Annotated in this window: 20 protein-coding genes; 6 read left to right on the plus strand and 14 right to left on the minus strand. The window is 66.1% G+C overall.

Annotated elements, in window-relative coordinates:
* Positions 1–45 precede the first annotated feature (45 nt).
* Positions 46–1,782, plus strand: coding sequence for a D-alanyl-D-alanine carboxypeptidase (locus BMY71_RS16085; RefSeq protein ID WP_092685058.1), 1,737 nt, complete (start codon positions 46–48; stop codon positions 1,780–1,782).
* A gap of 244 nt (positions 1,783–2,026) precedes the next feature.
* Here the strand turns inward: BMY71_RS16085 and BMY71_RS16090 are convergent, their stop codons facing one another.
* The 4 genes from BMY71_RS16090 to BMY71_RS16105 form a co-directional block, all read right to left on the minus strand.
* The gene (locus BMY71_RS16090; RefSeq protein ID WP_011503459.1) at positions 2,027–2,755 is read right to left on the minus strand and encodes a DnaJ domain-containing protein; all 729 of its coding nucleotides are present in this window, start codon (positions 2,753–2,755) and stop codon (positions 2,027–2,029) included.
* A gap of 143 nt (positions 2,756–2,898) precedes the next feature.
* A complete protein-coding gene (locus BMY71_RS16095; protein ID WP_092685060.1) occupies positions 2,899–3,639 on the minus strand; it encodes a vWA domain-containing protein in 741 nt (246 codons plus the stop codon).
* Between the two features lie 92 nt (positions 3,640–3,731).
* Entirely contained in the window at positions 3,732–4,559 is an 828-nt protein-coding gene (locus tag BMY71_RS16100) for an alpha/beta fold hydrolase (protein ID WP_011503461.1), read from the minus strand.
* 269 nt (positions 4,560–4,828) lie between these two features.
* Entirely contained in the window at positions 4,829–5,752 is a 924-nt protein-coding gene (locus BMY71_RS16105; protein ID WP_011503462.1) for a division plane positioning ATPase MipZ, read from the minus strand.
* Positions 5,753–5,980: 228 nt separating this feature from the next.
* Between BMY71_RS16105 and panC the strand changes: the two genes are divergently transcribed.
* Positions 5,981–6,832, plus strand: a complete 852-nt coding sequence (gene panC, locus BMY71_RS16110) for a pantoate--beta-alanine ligase (protein WP_011503463.1) — start codon at positions 5,981–5,983, stop codon at positions 6,830–6,832.
* Between the two features lie 49 nt (positions 6,833–6,881).
* On the opposite strand, the gene BMY71_RS16115 is transcribed toward panC, so the two are convergent.
* Both BMY71_RS16115 and BMY71_RS16120 read right to left on the minus strand, forming a co-directional pair.
* Positions 6,882–7,316 (minus strand): EF-hand domain-containing protein, encoded by a 435-nt coding sequence (locus BMY71_RS16115; protein WP_092685062.1) that lies wholly within the window; start codon positions 7,314–7,316, stop codon positions 6,882–6,884.
* Positions 7,317–7,339: 23 nt separating this feature from the next.
* Positions 7,340–9,700, minus strand: a complete 2,361-nt coding sequence (locus BMY71_RS16120) for a TonB-dependent receptor family protein (RefSeq protein ID WP_092685064.1) — start codon at positions 9,698–9,700, stop codon at positions 7,340–7,342.
* Positions 9,701–9,823: 123 nt separating this feature from the next.
* Between BMY71_RS16120 and BMY71_RS25465 the strand changes: the two genes are divergently transcribed.
* Entirely contained in the window at positions 9,824–9,958 is a 135-nt protein-coding gene (locus BMY71_RS25465; RefSeq protein WP_283804819.1) for a hypothetical protein, read from the plus strand.
* Between the two features lie 121 nt (positions 9,959–10,079).
* Positions 10,080–10,781 (plus strand): Crp/Fnr family transcriptional regulator, encoded by a 702-nt coding sequence (locus BMY71_RS16125; protein WP_244526078.1) that lies wholly within the window; start codon positions 10,080–10,082, stop codon positions 10,779–10,781.
* 133 nt (positions 10,782–10,914) lie between these two features.
* Here the strand turns inward: BMY71_RS16125 and BMY71_RS16130 are convergent, their stop codons facing one another.
* The 4 genes from BMY71_RS16130 to BMY71_RS16145 all read right to left on the minus strand — a co-directional run bounded on the left by BMY71_RS16130 (position 10,915) and on the right by BMY71_RS16145 (position 13,663).
* Positions 10,915–11,352 (minus strand): DUF1489 family protein, encoded by a 438-nt coding sequence (locus BMY71_RS16130; protein WP_092685068.1) that lies wholly within the window; start codon positions 11,350–11,352, stop codon positions 10,915–10,917.
* Positions 11,353–11,388: 36 nt separating this feature from the next.
* Positions 11,389–12,441 carry a hypothetical protein gene (locus BMY71_RS16135; RefSeq protein WP_092685070.1) on the minus strand — a complete coding sequence of 351 codons (1,053 nt, stop codon included), beginning with the start codon at positions 12,439–12,441 and terminating at the stop codon, positions 11,389–11,391.
* Positions 12,442–12,606: 165 nt separating this feature from the next.
* A complete protein-coding gene (locus BMY71_RS16140) occupies positions 12,607–12,798 on the minus strand; it encodes a hypothetical protein (RefSeq protein WP_041805362.1) in 192 nt (63 codons plus the stop codon).
* A gap of 208 nt (positions 12,799–13,006) precedes the next feature.
* Positions 13,007–13,663 (minus strand): glutathione S-transferase family protein, encoded by a 657-nt coding sequence (locus BMY71_RS16145; protein WP_092685072.1) that lies wholly within the window; start codon positions 13,661–13,663, stop codon positions 13,007–13,009.
* Between BMY71_RS16145 and BMY71_RS24445 the strand changes: the two genes are divergently transcribed.
* Complete coding sequence (locus BMY71_RS24445; RefSeq protein WP_139202654.1) at positions 13,635–13,874, plus strand: hypothetical protein; 240 nt, start codon at positions 13,635–13,637, stop codon at positions 13,872–13,874. The genes BMY71_RS16145 and BMY71_RS24445 overlap by 29 nt on opposite strands.
* 3 nt (positions 13,875–13,877) lie before the next feature.
* Positions 13,878–14,153 carry a DUF3253 domain-containing protein gene (locus BMY71_RS16150; protein WP_011503471.1) on the plus strand — a complete coding sequence of 92 codons (276 nt, stop codon included), beginning with the start codon at positions 13,878–13,880 and terminating at the stop codon, positions 14,151–14,153.
* 68 nt (positions 14,154–14,221) lie between these two features.
* Here BMY71_RS16150 and BMY71_RS16155 read toward each other — a convergent pair whose 3' ends face one another.
* The 4 genes from BMY71_RS16155 to mgtE all read right to left on the minus strand — a co-directional run bounded on the left by BMY71_RS16155 (position 14,222) and on the right by mgtE (position 17,790).
* The gene (locus BMY71_RS16155; RefSeq protein WP_092685074.1) at positions 14,222–15,016 is read right to left on the minus strand and encodes a YdcF family protein; all 795 of its coding nucleotides are present in this window, start codon (positions 15,014–15,016) and stop codon (positions 14,222–14,224) included.
* A 76-nt stretch (positions 15,017–15,092) separates the two neighbouring features.
* Positions 15,093–15,911: an aldo/keto reductase gene (locus tag BMY71_RS16160; protein ID WP_011503473.1), complete on the minus strand. Its 819-nt coding sequence runs from the start codon at positions 15,909–15,911 to the stop codon at positions 15,093–15,095.
* An 80-nt stretch (positions 15,912–15,991) separates the two neighbouring features.
* Positions 15,992–16,312 carry a helix-turn-helix domain-containing protein gene (locus BMY71_RS16165; RefSeq protein ID WP_092685329.1) on the minus strand — a complete coding sequence of 107 codons (321 nt, stop codon included), beginning with the start codon at positions 16,310–16,312 and terminating at the stop codon, positions 15,992–15,994.
* A 56-nt stretch (positions 16,313–16,368) separates the two neighbouring features.
* A complete protein-coding gene (mgtE, locus tag BMY71_RS16170) occupies positions 16,369–17,790 on the minus strand; it encodes a magnesium transporter (RefSeq protein WP_092685076.1) in 1,422 nt (473 codons plus the stop codon).
* Positions 17,791–17,825 lie beyond the last annotated feature (35 nt).

Consider the following 17,825-nt stretch of genomic DNA (forward strand, 5'->3'; position numbering starts at 1 on the left):
TGCCTCACGGTCCGGTGATTGATGAAAGATCGGACGGGGACGTTCATGTACCGCAACACCTCTGTTAGCTCGCGGACCTTGCGAGTGTGCGTACTCGGCCTGGCCACCATTACGGCCGCGGTTATCGCCACCACCGATACGGCCGACGCGCGGCGAAAACATCGCCACCACTCCCGTCATCACGTCGAGCGCAACAGCTACAACCCCGCCTTCGCCTCGATCATCGTCGACGCCAACACCGGCGCCACGCTGACGGCGACCAATCCGGACGCCCTGCGCCACCCCGCGTCGCTCACCAAGATCATGACGCTCTATATGCTGTTCGAGCGCCTGGAACAGGGCAAGCTCCAGCTCGACAGTGAGATGGAAGTCTCCGAACACGCGTCGTCTCAGGCCCCGACCAAGCTCGGCTTGCGTCCCGGCCAGACCTTGCGCGTCGAGGACGCGATCAAGGGCCTGGTCACCCGCTCGGCCAATGACGCCGCCGTGGTGATCGCCGAGACGGTCGGCGGCAGTGAGACCGACTTCGCCAAGATGATGACCCGCAAGGCGCGCGCGCTCGGCATGTCCCGCACCGTGTATCGCAATGCCTCGGGCCTGCCGAACGACGACCAGGTGACGACGGCCCGCGATCAGTCGATCCTCGGCCGCGCGATCCAGGACCGGTTCCCGCGCTATTACCGTTACTTCGCGACCGCCTCGTTCAACTACCGCGGCAACTCGATCCGAAACCACAATCGGCTGCTCGGCAACGTCGAGGGCGTCGACGGCATCAAGACCGGCTATACCCGCGCCTCGGGCTTCAATCTGGTCACGTCGATGCATCGCGGCAACCGCTTCCTGGTCGGCGTGGTGCTGGGCGGCCGCAGCGGCGGTTCGCGCGACGCGATCATGCGCAATCTGCTCGCGGAAAATCTCGAGAAGGCCTCGAACCGCCGCACCGTTGCGGCGATCGTGGAGCGCAGCCCGTCGCAGATCGATACCGACGTCGCCAGCGATGATACCCGGCAGGCGCCAACCGTCCAGGTACAGGGCGCCGTGCAGATCGCCTCGGCCGAGCCGGACCCGGTCGAGCTGGCAGCCCGCCCCGCTCCGCCCGCCCCGGTCACCCGCGCGATCACCGCCCGGCCGGAGAAACCCGAACCCGGCCCGTTCAACAGCGGGACCATCGACACTAAGCCGCTGGCGCTGGTCCCCGGCTCGTCGGAGCCGATGAAGCCGGTGCGGGTCAAGACGGTTCAGGTCAAGTCCGCGCCGATCAAACTTGCTTCCGCCGTCGCCGCGCCGCCGGTGACCAATACCATCCCGCCGCCGCGCCGCGACGTCGCAGAAACATCCAGCGCTGCGGTCGCAAGGGCCGAATGGATCCAGCAGCCGGCGAACCATGGCACCGGCAACGGCATCCTCGGCGTAATGCCTGTCTCGCGCGTGACGCCCTCGAACGCCCAGGCGATGGCCTCGGCTGAAGCTGCGCCCGCCGCCTCAGCGCCGCCGGTCACCCTTCAGCAGAACGGTGCGATCAAGCCAGTCACGCACAGCGGCTGGATCATCCAGGTCGGCGCGCTCGAGAGCGAGAGCGAAGCCAAAGCCCGGCTCGAAGCCGCCCGCGATCAGGCCCGCGGCATGTTGGGCAAGGCCGATCCGTTCACAGAGGCCGTCGTGTCCAAGGGCGACCGCAAGCTGTATCGCGCCCGTTTCGCCGGCCTCGAGCGCGACGAAGCCGAAGCGGTCTGCCGCAAGCTGAAGCGCTCCGACATCTCCTGCTTCACCATCAAGAACTAACTCCGGAGCGATCTGGACCTTTTCACAACGCGGTCGGGCCCAGGCCCGGCCGCGTTTGTGTTTGCACGGCCACAGGCGGCCACGGCGCTGCACGATCGCGCGCCACGGCGGCGCGGGGAAACCACTCGTCAATCATTGCGCGATAAAAGTCTGAACAACAGCCACGCCGGAATCGGCGGGCATGACGGGCGTCAACAGAGATCAGAACCCTCGCAGACTGTAGCGTTGAGTTGCGTTGCCGGAGTCAGCTGCGATGCGTGCGAAGCAAAGTATCCTTAGCCGCGTTTACACGGGCGGCAAGGTACGTCGACCCCCCTTGGTCGGGATGCAATTTCTTCATCAGGGTGCGGTGAGCGCGCCCGATCTCGTCAGGCCCCGCGCCCGGCTGCAGGCCAAGGATCTGATAGGCCTCCTCGGTCGTCATTTTGCCGCTCGACGTCTGGCGTCCCTGCCCCCCTGCCGGGTCTCCCTGCGCGTGCTGACGCCAAGCGGGAAACCGGCGGTCCAGATAGCTTTCAAGTAGCGCACAGCTCTCGGCGTCGAAGCCGGTCATCATCGCAGCGAGTTCGGGAAGATCGAACTCGTCCAGCGAGCGGCCCGCTTGCGGGCCGGCCAGCAGACGGCCGCTGATCGCACCGCTCTCATGATCGAGCGTCATCTCGAGATAGGACGAGCGCACCCGGGACGATTGCCCGCTCGAACGCCGGCCGGCCGATCCGAACAGCCCGCCAAGCCTGCCAAATCCGGCATTGCCCATCGGCGCCCAGCCGAGCAGCCCGGCGCCGAACAAGCCGAGCGGGATCGCCACCGCCAATTCGCCCTTCACACCGGTGAACAGCGCCGCCGCGAGCGTGACGATGCCGCCGGCGATCTTGATCGCCCGCGCCAGCACGGCCGGGTTGGCCGACCGAACCATCTGCAGCACAGTATAGAGAACGAAAACGGCGATAACGCCGGCGATCAATGTAGGCATGAGGCGAATATAGGACGGCGGCCGGCAAAAAGCATCGCCGCGGCTGGAGCATGATCCCGAAAAGTGGGCGCCGGTCTTCGGAAAAGACCGTGCTCAAACAAGAATGTAGCGCGGCATGACGCGTCGAGATGCGTCATCCTGCGCTATCGCATCTGGCCGAGCAGCAGCGCCGCGCCTCCGCCGCTTCTGGCGAGCCGAAGCAAAGCGTCACGGCCGCCGGCCGCATAGGCCGCAGCCGCGCGCAGCAGCTCGCGAAGCTGCGCCGCCGCCCCCGGATCGAACCGGCACCAGGCGCCCCCGGTCAGCCGGGCGATCTCGCGGAACGCCTGTTCGGCCACCGCGTCCCCGCCCTCCTGGAAAATGAACACCGGCACCTTCAGCATCCCGAGTTCACCGGCTCTGGCGCACAGCTCATCGACCGACTCCTCCATGGCGTCGCCGACGAACACCACCGCGCGAACGCCGGAAGCCACCGCCTCGCGACGCGTGTCGGACAGAACCCGCCCGATCTGGGTGTGGCCTCCGCGGCAGTCGATCCTGCCCATCAGCCGCGCCAGTTGCTCGCTGGACGAGATCCAGCCGCTGGCTCGGCATTCGTTCAGGCCGCGGTAATACACTAGCCGGATGTCCAGGCTGCCGATCGCCTCGGCCTCGCGGAACATGTCGGCCTGCAGCGCGCAGGCCATGTCCCAGGTCGGTTGCCGGCTCATCGTTGCGTCGAGGGCGAACACCAGCCGGCCACGCGCGCCGGTCGCCGCCGGCGCCATCGCCCGCGCCTTGGCGACGAAGGCCGCGATTTCGTCCGACGAATTGCTCCGCCGCAACGCGCCATCGGCCGCATCGGTCGGCGGTCGAACGGGGGATTTGGTCGGCTCGTGGGGCATCGAAGCTCGCGCATCGTTACGCGCTCTATGTGGCGCGTGCCCCTGAAAGGTTCAATGCCGACGGCCCGCGCCACACGGCTGCGGCCGGCGGCCTATTTCACCTGCGCGATCGCACCCGACACCGGCCGCGGCCGCGGCGTCACCGAACCGACGGCTTCGCTGGCGAGGAACTGATCGACCGTGCTGCTGATCGACGCCTTGACGTCATCCGGGCCGCGATCGCTCATCTCGACGTGATGAAAGCCGGTGTTGACCACCAGGATGCCCGCCTTGTCGCAAACCTCCTGATCGGGCACGACGCCGGGGTCGGGCTTGAAAGCCGGATCCTGGGAGCGGAACGACAGAATCCTGAACCTGCCGTCGATCATGAACGGCACCCGGAGGTTGTCCAGCGTCACCACCTTCCTGATCCGCTCGGGATGTAGTTTCGCGTAGTACATCGAAATGTCGCCGCCATTGGAGTGTCCGACCATCGTCAGATGGTCGTAATCCGCATTCGGCTGATGATCCCGGAGTTTCTCCATCGCGAATTCGATATTGGCGATGCCGCGCTGATACACCGGGAGGCGACCGACATAGGGTTCGCCGACCTTGGTCGCCAGCGGAGCGTCGGTCTCCAGATCGTGCTGAATGCTGACGGCCATGTAGCCACGCGCCGCGAACAGATTGGCGAGGAACGAGTACTCGGTGAAACGAACGGTGTTGCCGTGATTGAGAATGGCCACCGGCAGTTCGATCAACCCGGCGTCGGCCTGCATTTCCCGGTCGCGTCGGACCGCGATATCGACAGCCACTGGCCGATTGCGCACAGTGTCGAAGAACGTGAGCGTCTCGTGACGGATCGCCCACTTCGAGGCGGTGAAGTAAGCAACCGCCGAGACGAGGCCGAGCGCCAGCAGAACGGAGATTCCGCGCGTCATGGTCCATCCTGTGTCGACACAAGCCCATGCCCGGGCCTGGGAGACCGATGGAACGACTATAAATCACCGTTATATGACAGGAAGATCAAACATTAGCAGAAATCGGCTCGCGAGCTGTGCAACTGCACAAAGCCGCGACACCACAGGAGTTTTCTACTGTCGCGACAGCATGTCGTAGCAATGCCATGGCGCTCTCGGCGCCCCGGTAGCAGACCATTTTCGGTCGAGATGCAATTACTTCGACAAAAGGATGAGATGAAGCTTGCCTGCTACACGCCGACGATATCGTGTAGTTCGAGCGGCTTGTCGACCTGGGCGAACCATTCGGCGCGGTTGGCGGCGCGGCGGCGGCCGCGTTCGTCGAGCGGCAGCTTGAGTTGCCGCAGCAGCCCGGTGACTTCCTCGCGCGCTGTGACGTGGCCCATGCTGGGCCGCGTGCCGAGCGTCGCCTCGTTGAGGTCGTCGAGCGCAGTGAGCCCGCGCGGAAAGAACTCGCGATACACCGAGCGCTCGGCGAAGCCGTCGAGCGGCCGAAAGCCGAGCCGCATCGCCAGATCCTTCAGATTGACGGCGAGCCGGTGGTTGTTGCGCGCGCCCAATGTCGACAGCCGGTTGCGCACCACGATCCAGTCGGTGTCGACGCCGTCGAGCTGGCGGCGCTTGCGGCGGGCATCGAGCACCATCGACGAATAGTGACTGGGACCGGTCACCGAATATGTCGTGGGGTCGACGGCGCCGAGCACATCGAAATCGAGGAAGCTGTCGTTGATCGGCGTCACCAGCGTGTCCGCCATCGAATGCGCCAGCCGCATCAGATAGCTGTCGGAGCCCGGCGTATCGATCACGATGAAATCGAACGCGTGCTCGACCGCCGCGACCGCTTGCGCGAATTGCTGGAACTCGGCCGACTCATTGTCGGCGATCTGCATTGTCTCGCCGAGCTTGATGCAGCGGTGCTCCGGCAGTTCGAGGTCGAGCCCGGTATGACGCGCCCAGATCCGGCGGTTGTTGAGGTTGCGGGTGAAGCTCTGCTGGCGGCAATCGAGATCGATGGTCGCGACGCGCTGGCCGGCCTTCAGCAACGCCACGGCAATATGCAGCGCCAGTGTCGACTTGCCCGAGCCGCCCTTCTCGTTGCCGAGGACAACGACGCGCGCCGATCCGGACTGTCCTTGCGTGGCCTGAACCAGCATCGATCTCCCCTTGTGGATATCTTCAAAGCGGCGACATCCGCGGTCAAGCTCATTGCGTGGCGACGCTCCCGGATCAATGAACTTCGCGCTTAATCATGAATCGCAACGCGGCCGGCCGCTGAACGCGTGCGGGCGTTGGCGGCAGGCCGCAGCCTTTGATAGGTTGCGAGTCCCCACGGCTGCCGTCCGGCGGCCTTCTCCTTGCGAGTTTTCATTTTGCGAGTTGTCATGGCCCGTCCTCCCGTCGTCGCCCGAACCCTGCCTGCCCTCCGCCGCGCGCTCGGCGATCTGCGCCGCCGGAACGCCAGCGTGGCGCTGGTCCCGACCATGGGAGCGCTGCACGACGGCCATTTGTCGCTGGTGCGGCTGGCCAAGCGGCGCGCCACCAAGGTCGTGGTGTCGGTGTTCGTCAATCCGACGCAATTCGCCCCGCACGAGGATTTCGGCTCTTATCCCCGCACATGGAAAGCCGACGCGTCGAAGCTCGCCGCTGAAGGCGTCGACCTGATCTGGAATCCCGACGTCAAGACGATGTACCCGGAGGGCTTCGCGACCCGGATTGAGGTCGACGGACCTGCCGTCGCCGGGCTCGAAGATCGTTTCCGTCCGCATTTCTTCGGCGGCGTCGCCACCGTCGTCGGCAAGCTGTTCCTGCAGGTCCGGCCGGACGTCGCGATCTTCGGCTCGAAGGACTTCCAGCAGCTTCGCGTCGTGACGCGGATGGCGGGCGACCTCGACACCGGCGTCAAGGTGATCGGCGCGCCGACGATCCGTGAGCGCGACGGCCTCGCGATGTCGTCGCGCAACGTCTATCTGACGCCGGAGGAGCGCCAGGTGGCGCCGACGCTGTATCGCGCCATGAAGGAGACGGCGAAGCAGCTCCGCGCCGGCAAGTCCGCCGACGCGTCGCTATCCGTCGGCGCGAAGATGATCACCGCCGCCGGTTTCTCGCTGGATTATTTCGAAGCGCGGCATGCCGACACGCTGGCGCCGATCCACTCGCTCAAGGCCGGCCCGATCCGGCTGCTGGTCGCCGCCAAGCTCGGCAAGACCCGGCTGATCGACAACGTCGCGGTCTGACGCCGCCCGCAGCCGCGATCGCACGGCCCTTGCCCCCGGACCGACGACGTCACGGCCCCAGATCCTTCAGGGTGACCGCGCCGTCGCCGTCCTTGTCGAGCGCCTTCAACCAGGTGTCGCCGCCGTCGAGGAATTCGGCGCGAGAGACGCGGCCGTCGCCGTCGGCGTCATTCCACTCCCGCGTCAGTCCCTTGGCGACCCGCCGGATGTTCACCTGGTCTTCAGGAGAAAAACGCGCGATGCCGGCCTCCCGCACCTTGTCGAAGCGGGCGTATTCCTGCTGATCGATGTAGCCGTTCCCGTCGACGTCGAAGGCGTAAAACCGCTGCTCTCGCCCCTGTCGGATCTCCGCACCGGTGACGATGGCGTCGCCATTGCCGTCCCACTGTTCCAGGAAGTGCTCCAGGCTCGCCGACTGCGCCGCGGCAGCCGTCGAGACCACGGTAGCGACGATCGCCGCCACTGCTTTTATGCGCTGACTCATGTCGAATTCGATTTCTTTGCTGCTCAGAACTTCGCCTTGATACCCGCGTAGAATCCCCTCCCGTCGGCCGGCAGGAACGCCGCTTGGCCGGACGTCGCCTGATCGACCACCAGGGTGGTGGCCGCATAGGTCTTGTCGAACAGATTGGTGATCTCGCCGAACACGCGGAAGGTTTTGTCGATCTGGTACTCGGTGCGCAGATCGGCCACCGCGTAGGGGTCGGCGAACAGCGTGTTCATGTTGTCCACCGCCACCTCGGTCGGACTCCAGCGCACCGCGCCCTGCACCATCCAGGCGTCGGTCGCCTGCAACTGCAATTGCGCATGGATGAGGTGCGGCACCACGCCACCGAGATGATTGTTGCCGCGGACCGGATCGCCGGCGAAGCGGAAATCCTGATAGGTGTAGGCTAGACGTCCGGACAACCGATCGCTGAACCTGACGCCGGCGCCGAGTTCGACGCCGAAATGCGTCGTCCGGTCGGCGTTGACCGCCGCCAGCGCCGCGCCGGTGACGTCCCGCAGCGTAAGCAGTTCGTTGTCGACCCATGAGTAATAGGTCACGACGTCCCAGGAGAAGCGATCGGTGCGACCGCGCCAGCCGCCTTCCACCGTGTTCGCCGTCTGCGCGCCCAGGTTCGGCGTCGCGAACGCGGCGGCCGCCAGCAAGGCACCGTTCGGAGTCGGACGGCCGGGGCTGGAATTCGGCGTGCCGTTGACCGTCGCGATCAGGTCGTCATGGGTCGGCGGCTCGAAGCTGTGGCTGCCGGCGATGAAGAAGGTCTGCATCGCGTCCGGCCGGTAGGTCAAGGCGAGGCTCGGACTCCAGCCTGAATAATTGCGCGAATAGCTGCTGCTTTGGGTCGCCACAGATCCGTTCGGCAGCAGAGCCGTCGGGTTCGACGGGTTGTACGCGATCGTGGGACGCCGCGCTGCGGTGTAGACATCGTCGTTGTCCCGCGTCGCATAGGCGTAGGAGATCGAAGGCGACAGAACCCATTGCTGCCAGACCGGGACGTTGGCTCCCGCGTAGAGCGACAGCGTCTGGGCGTTCAGCCGGTTGGCGCCGAATTGCGCGCCGGTCTGGCCGCTCTGGTTGAGGTAGTAGCCGCGATCGGCAGAGCCGACGCTGTATTGCGCGGTGGTCTCGAACAGCGGCAGCAGCGCGGCAGCCGGATTGTAGGCGTAGCGGGCCACGCCGGTGAAGTCGCCGCCCTGCGTGGTGCGGACGCCTGAGGAGATCGGGAAGCGGAACTGGTCGTCGGTGTAGGTGTAGCCCATCGCGACGTCGAACAGATGCGCGTCGAACGTCGCCGTGGTGCGGTTGCCGACCATAAATTGGCTGGCCTCGCGCCGCGGCTTGTCGCGCACGGCATTGGGACCGGGGTTGGTCGCGACGCCTCCGACCACCCTCGGCCCGGTCGCGGTCTGCTTTGGATCGGCGTACAGCGCGGCCTTGTTCAGCGGACCCGCGACGTCGAAGCCGAGGTCGGTGTAGCCCATGAAGAACCGGGTCTTGACGTTCTCCGACAGCGCCACGCCGACATTGCCGTTGACGCTGACGCGCTCCGACGAATTGTAGTCGCGGAAGCCGTCGCGCCTGGTGGTGTCGAACTGGAAGAACGCATCGACATTATCCTTCTTGCCGCCGACCTGACCGCTGGTGTTGAACTGGCCGAAACTGCCGCCACTCACCCCGATCTGGGCGCCCGGCTGACTCGAACCGGTCGGCGACACGAAATTGATCGCACCGCTCAGCACCGTGGCGCCGAGGCGATTGGCCATGTAGCCGCGATACACTTCGATCGACTCGGCCTGTTGCGGATTGGCGAAGCCGACGATGAAGGAGCCGTCCGCGCGATTGATCGGCAAACCGTTGTTGAGGATCAGCACGCCGCGCTCGGCCGGATTCTGCTGGGCGGCCCCGCGCATCTGGATCCGCGGCTGGTCATTGGAGCCCAGGAAATTCTGCACGATCAGTCCGGGGATACCGCTCAGGCTGTTGGCCAACGTCGGATTGCCGCGACTGGCCATGTCCTGCTGGGCCACCAGCGCGACGCCGCCGGGCAGCACGTCGAAGCGACGGCGTACGACGTCCGCGGACTGGGCTGGCTGCGCCTGCTGCTGCGCGGCGGTAGGCGCGGAGGCCGATGGTCGCGAGACCACCGTCCGCGAGCGCACCGCGGACCGCTCCGGCTGCCGCGATTGTTCGACGAGGATCGGATCGAGCGCGATGGTCGATCCAGGCGTCGCCGATTGCGCGAGACAGGCCTGGCTGACCGAGGACAACAGCACGGCTGCCGTGACGGTCCGAAACGCTCCGCCGCCTGCCTGCCTGATAGTCCCGGTCGCGATCGCGACCTTGGTTGGTGTATCCCCGTTCATCGATGCCCTCGTCAAATCGTTACTTGAACGCCGCGGCGGTCGTCGTTCGACGCGTCACGCTGAAGGATCGGACAACGCCATGCCGAGCGACCGCCCGGGGAGCTCGCCCCTGCGGCGTCGACCATGACGGTGACCTTCTGGAATGATCTCGATGGCGAGAGGGCTTTCTCGATCGTGCGCGAACATACCGAGCGGGCGGTCGAGTTTTTTGCTTTGACGCAAACAACGCGACGGCATCGTCGCTGGCGCGGCGTTTGACATCCACTGTGACAATAATGTGCGCGCCGATTAGAGGGCTTCAAAACCACAACGGCGTTTCGTGCTGATAGGGAGAGCCTCGGGAAGCGCCCGCCCAACAATGAACGTTACAGGCTCGACCATGGACCAGGGTGCCCTACGCGCGTCCGTCGCACGCAGCGCGTTGTTTTCGCAATTGTCGGAAACCGAGATTGCATTGCTGTTCAACGCCGCGATGCTTCGGCGCATTCAACAGGGACAGGTTCTGTTTCATCAAGGCGATCCGCCGAACTACCTGTTTCAGATCGTCGGCGGATTACTTCGGATCACCCAGATCAATTCCGACGGCGAGCAGATCACCTTGCGGATCGCGCGGCCGGGCGATCTGTGCTGCGTGGCGGCGCTTCGGCGTCCCGCCTATCCCGCGACCGCCAGTGCGATCAAGGATGCGACCGTGCTGGTCTGGCGCGCGTGCGCGTTCCTGGATCTGGCGAGGCGACATCCCGGGATAGCCGACAACGTGTTGTCGATCGTCGGAGATCGCGCGCACGAGATGCTGAATCGGGCGACCGAGCTGACCGGCAAGAGCATCGAGCAGCGGATCGCAGCTTGCCTGCTGCGCCTGTCTGCGCAGGCCGGCACGGAATCGGCAGAAGGCATTCACATCGAATTCCCGATCACCCGCTTCGACCTCGCCTCGATGGCAGGTCTCACCTACTTCACCGTGAGCCGCACGCTGAGCGCGTGGCAAAAGCAGGGGCTGGTGAAGACCGGTCGTCACCGCCTCACGATCCTGAAGGTCGCCCACATCGTCGGAATCGCCGAGCCGCGGATCGGTCGCTGAGTGCACCGCGGCGTCAGATCCGGAGCACCCGCGCACGCCGACCGGGACTGCCCCAGCGCGCCGGCCGTTCCCGCTCGTACGTCCGGGCGAGCAGCAAGGCGACGGCGATCGACGCTGTGCAGCCGGTGGTTGCCTAGAGTAATCCCAGCTCGCGCAATTCGCGGCGCATCGGCTCCGGCATCGCCGCGATGCTCTCCGCGGCCTTGCCGAGGTCCGGCGGCGCGTCGGACGTCTTGAGATAACGCCACCCCTGGAACGGCCGCATCGGCCGCGGGTTCACCGGATGGACCTTCGGCTCCATGATCAGCCGGCAACGGCCGATGCCGTCGCCATCGCGAAACGGCTCGATGCCGATCAGCTTTTCGCGCGCGGCGATCTCGCCGCGGATCACCCAATAGATCGAGCCGCCATCGAGCAGCTCGGCGTCGCGCTTCGGCACCATGCGGGTGATGTGGACGTGCTGAGGCGGCAGCCCCTGCTGGCGCGCCAGCCTGGCGCGATCGGCTATGCGGCTGGTCAGGTCGTTGACCGACTCGCAGCCGACCGCCAGCTTGATCAGATGAAGCGCCATGGTTCGGATGCGTCCTGATGCGGGAGAGGTTCGCGCTCAGTTATCCGAACTTGCCTCCTCCGGCGCAAGCTGGACCGGCGCGGCGGCCACAGGCGGTTTTGGCTTCGGCGGCGGCGGCGGGGGACGCCTGACGGCGGCTTGCGCGTTGGCGGGAGCCTGCGCGTCCGCCGAAGCCGGCGCTGGCGCCGGAGCGCGTTTCGCGGCGGCCGACGGCGAGTTGTGAGCGGCCGCGTTGCCGCCCGCCGCTCCGGCGGCCGTTGCGGCCGGCCTCGGCGACGGCGATCCGGCTGTGGCGCTCGACTTCGGCGCCGGCGGGGGCTCCGCCATGATCGAAATCGGAGGAATCGAGGACGAGGTCGGAAAATCGGCGTTGGTCGGCCTGCCGCTCGGCGCCTCGACGATGCCCAGGACGCCGCCCGGCGCGGCAGCGGCGAGCGGGCCGCTCCCGGCTCCCCAGGACGGCGCAGCACGCGTCACCGCCGTCTCGTAGACGTGCTCGTTCATGTTGGCAGCGATCCGGCTGGGATCGGTCAGCGATTGAAACGCGGCGCATCGATCAGGCACACAGCGATCCTGGGCGGTCAGCACATAGGCGATCAGACCATAGCGGTCGCGCTCGATCGAGCGGCGCAGCCGTTCAATGTCCGGGGTCATCCGCTTGTTCGCCGAAGCGACGTCGCCGAGCGAGGTCAACTGCGCCAGCCGTGCGGAGGCGTAGGACACCGCCGCGGCGACCGTCTCGGGCGAGCCGAACAGCGCGCGTTCGCAGGCCGCCTGCACGGCGTCGCCGGCGAGATCGTCGACACAGGCCAGCGCCGGCATCGGGCTGATCGCCCGGGCGGCGTCAACGCTGCGCAGGCCACTGCCCGCGCCGTCGACGAACACGCGCCACGATGCGAAGCCGGCCACCCCGACCGCCAGCAGCGTGACGATGCCGAGCACGCCATTCGCGACCGACTTGTCGGCCCGCAGCAAGGCGATGACGAGAATCAGCGCAAAAACGGCCGACGCGGCGATCGCGGCCCAGATCGGCAAATTCGGCGAATGTAAAATTCGGTCGGCTGCAGCCGACCATGAAGCCCACTCCATGCGCGTTGTCCCCTTGCGCCAGTCCGGTTCAAATCAACACCGGCTTTGCGACCAAAATACGCGCAAGCTTTGACCAACCGCGTTCATGCCGCGGTACCGGAGAGATCGGAGTTGCTCTCAGTGAAGGGGGTACGCGAAAAGACGACGGTCAGCCAACGCCCGCGGTCAGCAAACCGTGAGCTGGCTTTCCTTGGCGACCCGCTCGAAGGTTTCAGACGAGCTTTTGATGCGGTATTGGCAGTCGGAGCCATCAGTCGGGAGCAACCGGATGACTTCGTAGATACCGCTCGCTGCCGGGCGGGCAACGTTGCTGGCGGTAAAATACACATTTTCACCAACCACGAACTTGTGCTTCAACGCTCTAACTCCATGCGCCACGCCGGCTGCCAAGGATCCCCACCTGCAACCGACTGAAACCCCGGCATTTTACATAGCATGTGCACCGGTCTGCTGACCAGTGATCAGAGGGCATAGCTCACGCGTCGATTTTGCAGATTTTTCAGAGAGGTAGGAGGAAAAACCGGTCGATTCCGGAGGCTGACGCCGCGGCGGCGGGAACTGGGCTTCAATCGATCTCGAATTTGGCAATGACGAGGGTCTCCGCCATCGCCGCCTCGGTCCATTCCTGGAATGCCGGCAACGCCATCATCACCGCCATATAGCCCTGACAAACCGGATCCAGCTCGATCGCATAGGTGCGGAACCGATGGACGACCGGGGCGAACATGGCGTCCGCCCCGCTGAAGGCGCCGAACAGATACGGCCCGAACCGGCCATAGCGCTCGCGGCAGTCGGTCCAGATCTGCTTGACCCTGGCAATATCCGCCTGCGCGGCGTCCGAGAGCGTTTTCGGTCCGACCGGGCGGTGGATGTTCATGCCGCATTCGTTGCGCAGCGCCGCGAACCCCGAATGCATTTCCGCCGAGACCGATCGCGCGTGCGCGCGCGCCGCGACGTCGTCGGGCCAGAGCCGCGCCTTGGGGAAGCGTTCCGCGGCATATTCGATGATCGCCAGCGAATCCCAGATGGTCACGTCGCCATCGATCAGCACCGGCACCTTGCCGGAGTCGGTGAAGGCAAGAATGCGCCGCTTGTCCGCGTCGCCGGTGTAGAGCGGGATCACCACCTCGTCGAAGGCGATATTGGTGGCCTTCAGCGCCAGCCAAGGCCGCATCGACCAGGACGAGTAGTTCTTGTTGCCGATTACCAGCGTCCGCGCCATCGATGAACTCCAGAAGCAGCCGATTCCAAGCGGCCTGCGCGACACACTCAATCGCGTCGCCGGGCCGGCTGTCAATCAGAGCGTTTTCGCGCGAATTCGGCGCCGGTTCGCATCGAGACAACGCTTCGGAATCGGAATCTCGAGCATCGGTTTTGATTCCATCCGAACGGAAGCGGCTGTTGCGGACAGCGGCGCGATGCTGCAGGTGTGACGGATGAACATCCAGGATTCGCCCAGCGCCACGCCCGCGTCTCTCGAAGACGCCCTCCTCTCCGTCCTGACCAAGGCCAGCCCCGGCACGCTCAGCGCGCCAGAAATCGCCCATGCGATCGCACCTGAAGGCGACTGGCACGGCCTGCTGATGCCGATCCGCCGTAGCGCCGTCGCGCTGGCGATGGCCGGCCGACTGGTGATCTACCGCAAGGGCAAACCGGCTGACCCGACCGACTTCCGCGGGGTCTATCGGCTCGGTCTGCCGCGGCACGACTGACGCGGCGCGCCCGCAAACGCGGAGACCGGTGTCTTGCGATCGGGATCCGCGCCGAACGCGCGGCGCCGCTACGGCGACGGTCGCCGCGCCGCGCCCTTCCCGCCGAGCCGATAGGCCAGCAGGCCGGCCCATTCGTGGACCGCGACGTCCATGCGCGCGAGGCCGCTGCTCAGCCGGTCGAACGGCAGCGCCGCATCACGCCAGCCGCGCGTCCGCCAATCCACCGGATAGGCCTGAACATCGAACTCCACAGCGCGGAAGGCTTCGATCGACCGCGGCATATGAAACGCCGAGGTCACCAGCAACCAAACCTCGCCGGGCTTCGGCGACACCAGTTCGCGCGTGAAGCTCGCATTTTCCGCGGTCGTGCGTGACTTGCTTTCGAGCACGACGCGATCCGGCGCAACGCCGAAACGGGCAAGCAGCTCGCCTGCGATCGGCGCTTCGGCCACCGAATTCGCGATCAGATTGCCGCTGCCGCCGCTGTAGATGATCCGCGCCTGCGGATATTGCCGCGCCAGTTCGAGCGCGGCGACGACGCGCTCGGCGGACGAATCGATCTCCAGCGAACTCCGCGCGGCGCTGACCTCGGAGTCGATCGCGCCGCCGAGCACGATGATCCCGTCCGGCGCGCGGCCGTTGAACTGCCACGGCGGGAAGCGCTCCGACAGCGTGAGCAACAGCACGCTGCCGAGCGGCGAGTAACCGGCCACGAGCAGCAGCACGACGCCGACGCCCAGCACCCGCGCACCGGCGCGCCGCCATCGCGTCAGCAGCAGCAGCGCGCCCGCCAAACAGATCATCGCGATCGTGTTGGAAGGATGGAGGAAGAAGCCGAGAATCTTGGAGAGCACGAAGAACATCGGTCACCCGCGTGATCTTGAACGTCCGCGCGAGGTGCGTGATTTCGCAGGCCGGGTCAATCCGGAGGAGTGTTCCTCAGTCCCATTCCGGCTCGGTCGGCGTGTGGACCAGACGGCCCTGGGGACTACCCAGGCTGAAGATTTCAACCATCTCGTCGTCGGTGAGTTCGAAGTCGAACACGTCGATGTTCTGCGACAGCCGTTCGATCCGCGAGGTTCGCGGGATCGCGGCGACGTTCTGCTGCACCAGCCAGCGCAGACAGACCTGGGCGGCCGACTTGCCGTGCGCGGCGCCGATCCGCGTCAGGACTTCGTTCTGTTTGGCGTGTCCCTGCGCGATCGGACTGTAGGCGATCAGCGCCACGCCGTGGTCGGCGCAGGCCGCCAGGACCCGGGTCTGGTCGAGAAACGGATGATACTCGACCTGATTGCACACCAGCGGCTCCGGACAGGCCGCGACCGCCCTCTCCAACAGCGCCACCGTGAAGTTCGAGACGCCGATGTGGCGCGCGATGCCGAGGTCCCGGACGTGCGCAAGCGCGCCCATCGTCTCTTCCAGCGGCACGTGCGGATTGGGCCAGTGCAGCAGCAGCAGATCAACCTCCGACAGCCGCAGCTTGACGAGGCTGTCTTTCGCCGAGCGGAGCAGGTCGCTGGGCGCGAAATGCGTCGTCCAGACCTTGGTCGTGACGAACACATCGCTGCGCCGGACATGGGAGTTGCGGATGCCCTCGCCGACGTCGCGTTCATTGTTGTAGATCTGTGCGGTGTCGATGTGGCGGTAGCCGAGCCGGAGCGCCTGCTCGACGACCCGCGAGCAACCGTGACCGCTCAGCTCCCAGGTGCCGAGCCCGATCGCTGGAATTTTCGCGCCGTGGGCTTCAACAAACTGCATGTCGGTCGCCTCGTAGTCGGCAACGCAAGACCCGTTGCCGCAGTATGTCCCCGGATCTCCGCGCTGCCAATCGCAGCGGACTACGGGGCCGACGAATTCCTCGCAACCGGCGCGGCGAGCGCGGCGAATACCGTCTCCGGGGCGTGCGAGATCACGGACAGCAGCGCCCGCGCCGGACCGCGCGGAATCCGCTTGCCCTGCTCCCAGTTCCGGATGGTCTCGACCGGAACGCCGAGCCGCGCGGCAAATTCGATCTGGGTCAGCCGGGCGCGCCGACGCAGGTCGCGCACGACCGGCACGGCCGGCCCGGACATCGCCGGCTCATCCGGGACCAGCGGACACTCACGCCCGTCGCGTAGTTCGACGATCCGTCCATCCGCCTTCAGGCGCAGCCTCTGCAACTGATGTGTCATGATCAGATCGTCCGCCAGCGGCGTTAACAGCCGATGAAGGCGTGCTACTTCAATCCGAACCACAGCGTGGCGATGCCGAGAAACGAGAAGAAGCCGACCACGTCGGTCACCGTGGTGACGAACGTCCCCGAGGCGACGGCGGGATCGGCGCGGACCCGGTCGAGCGCGATCGGGATCAGGATTCCGCCGAGCGCACCGGCCACCAGATTGCAGACCATCGCGAGCCCGATCACCACGCCGAGGCCCGGCACCCGGAACCAGGCATAGGCGGCCAGGCCGGTGATAATCGCAAAGCCGATGCCGTTGACGAGGCCGACCAGCAATTCGCGCATCACCACGCGATAGGCGTTGCTGGGGCCGAGCTCGCGGGTCGCCAGCGCCCGCACCGCCACGGTCATGGTCTGGGTGGCGGCGTTGCCGCCCTGGCTGGCGACGATCGGCGCCAGCACCGCCAGCGCCACCATCTGTTGCAACTCGCCTTCGAACAGGCCGAGCACCGAGGACGCCAGGAACGCGGTCGCAAGGTTGACCAGCAGCCAGTTGAACCGGCCGCGGGCGATGGTCCAGACCCGGTCGGACAGCTCTTCGTCGCTGGTGACGCCGCCCAGCGCCTTGAGGTCCTCGTCGGCCTCCTCCTCGATGACGTCGACCACGTCGTCGATGGTGATCACGCCGACCAGCCGGTTATCGGGGTCGACCACCGGTGCCGCGACCAGATTGTACTTGCCGAACAGCCGCGCCACCTCTTCCTGATCGTCCAACGCCGAGACCTTACGGCGGTCCTCGTCGATCAGATCGGCCAGCGGCACGTTGCGGTGCGACCGCAACAGCGCATCGAGCGCGATCGCGCCCTGCCAGTAATTGGCGCCGTCGACGACGTAGATCTCGTAGAAACGCTCCGGCAGATCGGGCGTATCCCGCATGAAGTCGATCGCCTGGCCGACGTCCCAGTCGCGCGGCACGGCGATGAATTCGGTCTGCATCCGCCGGCCGGCGGAGTTTTCCGGATAGTCGAGACTGCGCTCGATCGCGTCGCGCTCGGACGGCGGCAGCTTGTCGAGGATCTCCTCCTGATCCTCTTCGTCGAGCACCTGCAGCAGCTCGACGGCGTCGTCGGAATCCAGTTCGCGAACGCCCTCGGCGACCGTCTCGGGCTCGAGTTCCTCGAGGATCTCCTCGCGGACGGTCTCGTCCACCTCGTTCAGCGCCGAGAAGTCGAAATCCGTCCCGGTGAGTTCCACCAGGCGCACGCGCTCGTCGGAATCGAGCGCTTCGATCAGATCGCCGACATCGGCCTCATGGAGATCGGAGACGATCTCGCGCAGGAAGGGCGCATTTTCCGTGGCGATCGCGCGGGACACCGCCCCGACGAAGTCGGCCCTGATTTCGCCCTGCTCGTCCCGCATCAACGGCGGGTCGAGAATGGGCTGGCCGGCTCGCCCGACCGCGTCGATATCGTCGGCCATGGCGGACCCCGCGGGTTTTATCGGTTGCAGATTTC

It is taken from the genome of Rhodopseudomonas pseudopalustris (genome assembly GCF_900110435.1).
GTDB classification, from domain to species: Bacteria; Pseudomonadota; Alphaproteobacteria; order Rhizobiales; family Xanthobacteraceae; genus Rhodopseudomonas; species Rhodopseudomonas pseudopalustris.

Excerpts from the sequence above, each read along its gene's own strand:
- BMY71_RS16085 (WP_092685058.1), top strand. The coding sequence starts at position 46 with ATGTACCGCAACACCTCTGTTAGCTCGCGGACCTTGCGAGTGTGCGTA.
- BMY71_RS16090 (WP_011503459.1), bottom strand. The coding sequence starts at position 2,755 with ATGCCTACATTGATCGCCGGCGTTATCGCCGTTTTCGTTCTCTATACT.
- BMY71_RS16095 (WP_092685060.1), bottom strand. The coding sequence starts at position 3,639 with ATGCCCCACGAGCCGACCAAATCCCCCGTTCGACCGCCGACCGATGCG.
- BMY71_RS16100 (WP_011503461.1), bottom strand. The coding sequence starts at position 4,559 with ATGACGCGCGGAATCTCCGTTCTGCTGGCGCTCGGCCTCGTCTCGGCG.
- BMY71_RS16105 (WP_011503462.1), bottom strand. The coding sequence starts at position 5,752 with ATGCTGGTTCAGGCCACGCAAGGACAGTCCGGATCGGCGCGCGTCGTT.
- panC (WP_011503463.1), top strand. The coding sequence starts at position 5,981 with ATGGCCCGTCCTCCCGTCGTCGCCCGAACCCTGCCTGCCCTCCGCCGC.
- BMY71_RS16115 (WP_092685062.1), bottom strand. The coding sequence starts at position 7,316 with ATGAGTCAGCGCATAAAAGCAGTGGCGGCGATCGTCGCTACCGTGGTC.
- BMY71_RS16120 (WP_092685064.1), bottom strand. The coding sequence starts at position 9,700 with ATGAACGGGGATACACCAACCAAGGTCGCGATCGCGACCGGGACTATC.
- BMY71_RS25465 (WP_283804819.1), top strand. The coding sequence starts at position 9,824 with ATGACGGTGACCTTCTGGAATGATCTCGATGGCGAGAGGGCTTTCTCG.
- BMY71_RS16125 (WP_244526078.1), top strand. The coding sequence starts at position 10,080 with ATGGACCAGGGTGCCCTACGCGCGTCCGTCGCACGCAGCGCGTTGTTT.
- BMY71_RS16130 (WP_092685068.1), bottom strand. The coding sequence starts at position 11,352 with ATGGCGCTTCATCTGATCAAGCTGGCGGTCGGCTGCGAGTCGGTCAAC.
- BMY71_RS16135 (WP_092685070.1), bottom strand. The coding sequence starts at position 12,441 with ATGGAGTGGGCTTCATGGTCGGCTGCAGCCGACCGAATTTTACATTCG.
- BMY71_RS16145 (WP_092685072.1), bottom strand. The coding sequence starts at position 13,663 with ATGGCGCGGACGCTGGTAATCGGCAACAAGAACTACTCGTCCTGGTCG.
- BMY71_RS16150 (WP_011503471.1), top strand. The coding sequence starts at position 13,878 with ATGAACATCCAGGATTCGCCCAGCGCCACGCCCGCGTCTCTCGAAGAC.
- BMY71_RS16155 (WP_092685074.1), bottom strand. The coding sequence starts at position 15,016 with ATGTTCTTCGTGCTCTCCAAGATTCTCGGCTTCTTCCTCCATCCTTCC.
- BMY71_RS16160 (WP_011503473.1), bottom strand. The coding sequence starts at position 15,911 with ATGCAGTTTGTTGAAGCCCACGGCGCGAAAATTCCAGCGATCGGGCTC.
- mgtE (WP_092685076.1), bottom strand. The coding sequence starts at position 17,790 with ATGGCCGACGATATCGACGCGGTCGGGCGAGCCGGCCAGCCCATTCTC.